Below are 6,300 nucleotides of genomic sequence, written 5' to 3'. Positions count from 1 at the left end.
GTTCGCGGTGAAATTAGTCCATCGGCGAGGAAGCGCACCTGCTACTACACAGAGGCAGGCCGTCGGTGACCGTCTTTCCAGGACCGCACCGCAGGCAGACCACGCGGCGAAGATATCCACAAAAAACTATGAAAGATTCACAGTAAGGTATTCCAATGGGAAAGCTTACGGAGCGGCAAGACCCAGCACTTGAGAATTTCTGCGCCGCGCTACCGTTCCCGGATGGATGTGAAATTAAGTAAGGTGCGCAGTCTGTATGCGTGTACGAATCGAATCTGTTTTGGAGGAAGTGGAATGAGCATTAACGTGATCAAACGGGCGAGTGCTGTGGTGCTTTCTGCCGCCGCATTAACTGCTGCGATGGCAGGGACGAGTCAGGCGGTTGACACCCGGCCGCTTACACCGACCCCCGGGGACTACCCCGTTCAGAGCTTCTGCGTCAACGAGCAGGACCCGTTAGGCCAGAGCGGAACGGTAGCCTCCGACTGGCGGGCGGGGGCAAAGGTGATGGTGTGCGTGGAGACGTCCTTGACGGCCGAGCAAAAGACAATTGTGCGGTCCGCGATACGCGTTGTCACGGGCCAGCCTAATCTGGCAATCACTCCCCCGGAAGGCAAGGTCTGGTTCAAGAGTGCCAGCCTCGTTCTGAATGACGGTGAAGTCCTCTCCAGTCACATGTTCGAAAACAACCGTGCAACGGTGAGCGGTGGCGTCCGTACCGTGGCTTCCAGTCTATGGCGATACGCGACCCATGAAACGACATACAAGGCGGAGTCCCACCTCGTATTAGGGGACGGTTCTGTGCATCATCCATGGGCTCTTCACACCACTAACAACCTGCATTGATCACCTCGACTGAGGTTACATCTCCGGTCTTGGCCGGAAGCGCCCTCGGAAGAGTTGGAATCTGCCGCTGTTACTATGCCCACCCTTTTGCTGGCCGAAATCGAAGCGCAATTCCTTGAAGCAGACCCTGGAGCCTTTTCCATCTGCAGGGCTGGTGGATGACGCGCCGGGATGCCGGCTCCGGCAAGAACACGCTGACAGCCGGACTATCACGCCTCCGGCCAGAGTGCACACTGCTTCCGGCGCCTCAAGGCCGGTCTGGGTCGAGCCGCAGCCCGACCACACCACCCCATATCGTCACCCCGCCCATCGCCGATCCCGCGATCCACCCGGCCTCACGACGCTCCCCGATCACAGTGAGCTTCTTCAACCTGAGCCTCACCCGAAGGCAATGAAGAGAGTCTGACCAGTGCAGACACTTCCGGCGTGTCACCCGATCGGTGGGCAAGTCGAAGAAGCCCAGTGAACCGTGAGCCGGTCATTCATTTGGCAGCAGAAGAGTAAGAAAGTCCTGTCTTGCCAACAAAAGAAAGGAACGAGATTCGTCATGAAAACATTCTCAAATCGGGAATATACTTTTTCGAACCTTTGGCAGTAGGAAATTCGAGTCGCCGTACTGGCTCTGCAGGGAAATCCATCTAGATCCCTGACGATGCGGTAAGGAGTCCAAGACATATGGTCTGGGACCGATAAAAAGACGAAGACTTCCGCCGCCGGGGTACGGGCCGCCGTCAGGGACCCGACAGCGGTGGGGTATTCGGCGCAGGCAGGCAGGCATGCATGCCGAAGGTCAGACTTCGAGCTCTATCCCGCTCCCGTCCGAAATTCCCAGGGGGTGAACCTTTTCAACCCGCTCACCGATCGAGTGGATCTGCCGGATTTACGCAGGCCAGGGGGCCGCACGCTCCGTGCTTGACTACAGGTTGAAAAGGCTCTGTATTCTGTAAGTGGCAGAAAGCGAGAAATGAGATGTATCAATGATAGAATTCGTGATTCACGCCCGTTCACCGGACACAGCCCCGCTTGCTCCGCTCGCGGCGGCCCGCCTTCTAGCACTCCTCCCGGCATCATGTAATCCCCAGGCGAGCATTGAAGGAGGACGCATTAAAGCCTCCGTCGCAATATCTCCGGGGAATTTTAAAGGCATGTGCACCCAGGTGTTTCAGGATCCTGCACTGACCGGCTGGGAAATCGCTCCAGAAGACTATAAAGAGGAATGAGCCGCCTCGTGTTTTCTGGGCCCGCTATGGGTGTTTTCTAGTCGCGCTGCATGGATCCGTAATCGGACCGGACTTCTGCCGCAAGCCCAGCCCAAGCCCCCACTGCTGTCCGAAGGCCAGGAGGGAGAATGCGGCACAAGGACGAGCGGTCTGTACTCTGCCGGCCTGGCACAGCGACCATAAACTACTCACTGAAATCGCAACTGGCTTTTTGCGACGGATTGCACACCAACCTCCAAAGGAAGTGACATAGAATGCGAAGGATTACTCTCGCGGCCGTCGTCGGCTTCGCTGCCCTGGGGTCCGCTCTGACGGTTTCCCCGGCCTCTGCTACGGAAATCACAGGCCCGAATGTGTCGGTCACAGTTCTCAGTAATGATGGACTGGTCCTGGATATCCGACAGGAACCGCCTCCAAAGAATTTCTGAACACATGAGGCGTTTTTCAGCCTCGTGTGACGTGGACGCGCCGCCGGGTGCTCAGCCTGGACGGCGCGTCCCCATGATTGTGTCCGGCCGGTCGCTTCAGAGGGGCCGGTCCCGACCGAGTTGGCCCACATCAGGTGCGCACCCGACCCACCGCGTAGCCGACATCAGACCCTGCACGCTTCTGGCTGGATGTTGAGTTCGTGCGTGCTGTACTCGCCGAACCGGTTTACGTGCCCGGTCAGGTACGGCGAAGTGTGGGCCAGGCCCTCGGAGGCGATCTCGCAACCTTCTTCCATCAGTTGGCGCATGGTCTCGGCGATGTCCAGGGCGTTGTGGTTTCCGACGCTTTGGGGCCTTGACCCCTGATCCTGGACACGCGAGACACTGGATCTTGAGGATCTGAGGACGGACATCTCGTGGTCATGAAGAACTATCCGCCGGAGTTCAAGGCGGACACGGTCGCGCTGTACCAATCGCGGCCAGGGGCGACGATCAAGCAGATCGCCGCCGATCTCGGGGTCAATCCCGAGACCCTGCGCAACTGGATCAGGGCGGCCGGCGCGAGCCGGCCCCGTGGACGCCAAGCGGACGCACCGGTCGGGTCGGCGGCGGCGTGGGAGGTGGAGAATGCCGCGCTGCGCAAGAAGATCCGCGAGCTGGAGGAGGAGCGCGAGATCCTGCGGAAAGCGGCGAAGTATTTCGCCGGGGAGACGCGTTGGTGAACCGCTTCCAGTTCGTTGAGGACCACCAGCGCCGATACGGCGTCAAGTGGTTGTGCCATCGCACGCTCCAGCTTCTGCTACTGGCGCGCGACAGCTCCCGACCGGGCCGCCCGCCGGGTGGCCGACGCCCGGCTCGCAGCCCGGATACGGGCCGTGCACCAGGAATCGGACGGCACCTACGGCGTCCCCAGGATCACCGCCGGGCTCCGCGACGACGGCGAGCTGGTCAACCATAAGCGGGTCGCCCTCGTCATGCGGAGCATCGATCTCGCAGGAATACGACTCCGACGCAGGCACCGCACCACGCTCGCGGACCCGGCCACGGCAAAGGCCCTAGACCTGCTCGGCCGCGATGTCACCGCGGCCGAGGTGAACACGAAGCACGTCGGCGACATCACCTATCTACCGCTGGACGGCGGAAATTTCTGCTACCTGGCCACCGTCATCGACCTCGCCTCACGGCGCCTGGCCGGCTGGTCGATCGCCGACCACATGCCGGCGCGCTCGCCGCCGCCCAGCGGACCCGCGGCAGCCTCGCAGGAGTGATCATGCACACCGACGGGCCCTGACCCTTGATCGTGGACACCGGTTGTCATGCGGCGGTGGCCAGCGTAGTTGATCTCTGTTCGTAGGCGATCGGACTGATCTGGCCGAGCCGAGAGTGCCGTCGCCGGGTGTTGTGGCGGGTCGCCCATCGGTAGACCGCGAGCCGGGCCTCACGGGCTCCGTTCCACCGTTTCCGTCCCTGGAGCGTCTCGCGTTTCATGGTTGCGTTCAGGGATTCCGCGGCGGCGTTGTCCGCGCTCGTGCCCACCGCGCCGCGCGATCTGATCACGCCGAGTTCCGAGCAGACCTGGGCGAATTCCTTCGAAACGTATTGCTTGGGTTCAACCGGTCGTTGCAACACTGTCCTGTTGGAGCAACTCCCGGACACTGGGAAGGGGATTTGATCATCGGGCTGGAGCGTTCCGCGATCGGCACCGTGGTCGAGCGGTCGACCCGGTTCACCATGCTGGTCCATCTGCCACGTGAGGAGCACCCAGAGTCGGCAGACCGGCACGCTCACGCATCACGGCAATGGCCTGCACATTCCGCCCGGCCGAAACGAGGCCGTCCACCTCCGCCTGCACCTCAACCGAGAGCCGGCCCCACAGAGCATTCCCCATACCCGCATCCAACCCCACGGACCGCACCCAGGAGCGACCGCGATCCGCCGCCTTACCAAACACCCCTGCCGGGACAAAACGCCCTTTAAGAGGGCGTTTATGTAGGTCAATGCCGTTTTGCGGCACTGTCACGTTGTTGGTGGCGGCATGGGATGATCTTCGGGTTGTCTGGGTTCGGGGAGGGGATCGATGGTGCCGGATGTGTTGTCAGTCGCGAATCGGGGGGGTGCCCCTAATGTCTTTGGTCAAGGTGGTCGGGTGGCACTGTGACTGTCATGAGTAATTGCGTGCCTGTCCGAGAGTCGGCTGGCGAGGGGATGCGGCCGTGTGACTTCTGTGGTCATCCGGTCGTGATGGACTCGGTCGACGAGCGGGACTGCCCTGTGTGCGGCGAGGCCGCTGAGGATCAGCCGGCTGAGGCTGGCCGGGGTTCATAGAAGGTTCCGTCGCGGAGCATGGCGAAAAGGACGTCGGCCCGGCGCCTGGCGAGGCAGAGCAGGGCCTGGGTGTGGTGCTTGCCCTGGGCGATTTTCTTGTCGTAGTAGGCCCGGGATGCCGGGTCGCCCAGGGCGGCGAACGCGGAGAGGAAGAAGGCCCGTTTGAGCTGCTTGTTTCCTCTCCGGGAGGGCTGTTCGCCGCGGATCGAGGAGCCTGAGCTCCGGGTCGCGGGTGCGAGTCCGGCGTAGGCGGCGAGGTGGCCGGCGGTCGGGAAGGTGCTGCCGTCGCCGACCTCGATCAGGATGCGGGCTCCGGTCCTGACGCCGATGCCCGGCATCGAGGTCAGGACCTTGGAAAGAGGGTGGCCCTCCAGCAGTTCCTCGATCCGACCGGCCAACAGTTTCCGCTGGTCGAGCACGGCCGTGAGCGATCCGGCCAGGCTCGGGACGATCAGCGCGGCCGCCTCGGTCCCCGGGACTGTCACGGTCTGCTCGTCCAGGGCGTCGAAGATCTCTTCGACCAGTCGCTCGGCCATCCGCGGGGCCTTCGGCCGCAGCAGGGTGATCAGCCGCCGACGGCCCGCCTTGCGTATCTGTGCCGGGGAGCCGAACCGTTCCAGCAGGGTGAGGACGGCTGGGTGCTGCAGCCGCGGCCCCAGCGCCCGTTCCCGCGAGGGATGGATCTGGGTCAGCAGGCCGTGCAGCCGGTTCGCGACGCGGGTGGCCTCGCCGGCCAGGTCGTCGTCGAAGCCGACGATCATCTCCAGCTCGGCGATCGTCTCGCCTCGCCGTCGATGGCCCGCAGCGTGTGGGGCATCCTGCGGGCGGCGTCGGCGATGATGAACGCGTCCTTCGCGTCGGTCTTGGCCTCGCCGGGGTAGAGGTCGGCGATCCGCCGCATCGTCAGGCCCGGCAGGTAGGCGACCGGGCAGCCCATGTCGCGGGCGACCGCCAGCGGCAGGGCGCCGATCGAGGCCGGCTGGTCGACCACGACCAGCACCGTCCCGTGCTTTCGCGAACAACTCGCGGAGCTTGGGTTCGGTGTTGGGTAGGCGCTTGTCGAAGGTTTTCTTCCCGGCCGGTGTGACGGCGGTGGCGTGGTGTTCGCCCTTGCCGACGTCCAGGCCGAGGAAGACGTCGATGTCGCCGGTGTCGATCACGTGCCAGCCCCTCCATCACGCTTTCGTCCGGCCTTGCCACGGCACCGAGCTGCCACATCCACGTTACGGAGAGCTCTTCCAGCCTGGGTGAAGCCGGTGCTCAAGCCCCTCATCAGCGGTCCGTCGATGCCTCCGGGCCCGGTGACACCACCCCCCGGATCATCAACAACAGGAGGGGGAAGTCATGCCGGACCCGAAGGCCGGAGGCTCCATTGCGGAGCCACGGAGAAGACATCCGATGGGGTTAACGGGTCAAGCGGCGATGGCCAGTTCGATCTTGGGCGGGGCCGGGAAGGCGGTGGTCTCGTTGTAGGGCGTGCC

At 63.2% G+C, this 6,300-nt stretch carries 3 protein-coding genes and 2 pseudogenes; 3 read left to right on the top strand and 2 right to left on the bottom strand.

Going from position 1 to position 6,300, the window contains the following annotated elements; all coding sequences use genetic code 11:
- The first annotated feature begins 294 nt into the window (after positions 1-294).
- From ACIGXE_RS37400 to ACIGXE_RS37390, 3 genes are all read left to right on the top strand, one after another.
- Positions 295-846 carry a hypothetical protein gene (locus ACIGXE_RS37400; protein WP_399754619.1) on the top strand — a complete coding sequence of 184 codons (552 nt, stop codon included), beginning with the start codon at positions 295-297 and terminating at the stop codon, positions 844-846.
- Between the two features lie 2,070 nt (positions 847-2,916).
- Complete coding sequence (locus ACIGXE_RS37395; protein WP_399754621.1) at positions 2,917-3,216, top strand: transposase; 300 nt, start codon at positions 2,917-2,919, stop codon at positions 3,214-3,216.
- 117 nt (positions 3,217-3,333) lie between these two features.
- Positions 3,334-3,762, top strand: a complete 429-nt coding sequence (locus tag ACIGXE_RS37390) for an IS3 family transposase (protein WP_399754618.1) — start codon at positions 3,334-3,336, stop codon at positions 3,760-3,762.
- Positions 3,763-3,808: 46 nt separating this feature from the next.
- On the opposite strand, the pseudogene ACIGXE_RS37385 reads toward ACIGXE_RS37390, so the two are convergent.
- Both ACIGXE_RS37385 and ACIGXE_RS37380 read right to left on the bottom strand, forming a co-directional pair.
- Positions 3,809-4,096 (bottom strand): annotated as a pseudogene (locus ACIGXE_RS37385) (integrase core domain-containing protein); the annotation flags it as partial.
- Positions 4,097-4,788: 692 nt separating this feature from the next.
- Positions 4,789-5,976 (bottom strand): annotated as a pseudogene (locus ACIGXE_RS37380) (IS110 family transposase).
- Between the last annotated feature and the right edge of the window lie 324 nt (positions 5,977-6,300).

Origin of the sequence: Streptomyces sp. NPDC053431, from assembly GCF_044544925.1 — a bacterium.
Taxonomy (GTDB): domain Bacteria; phylum Actinomycetota; class Actinomycetes; order Streptomycetales; family Streptomycetaceae; genus Streptomyces.
This window is presented reverse-complemented; position numbering and strand designations above follow the sequence as displayed.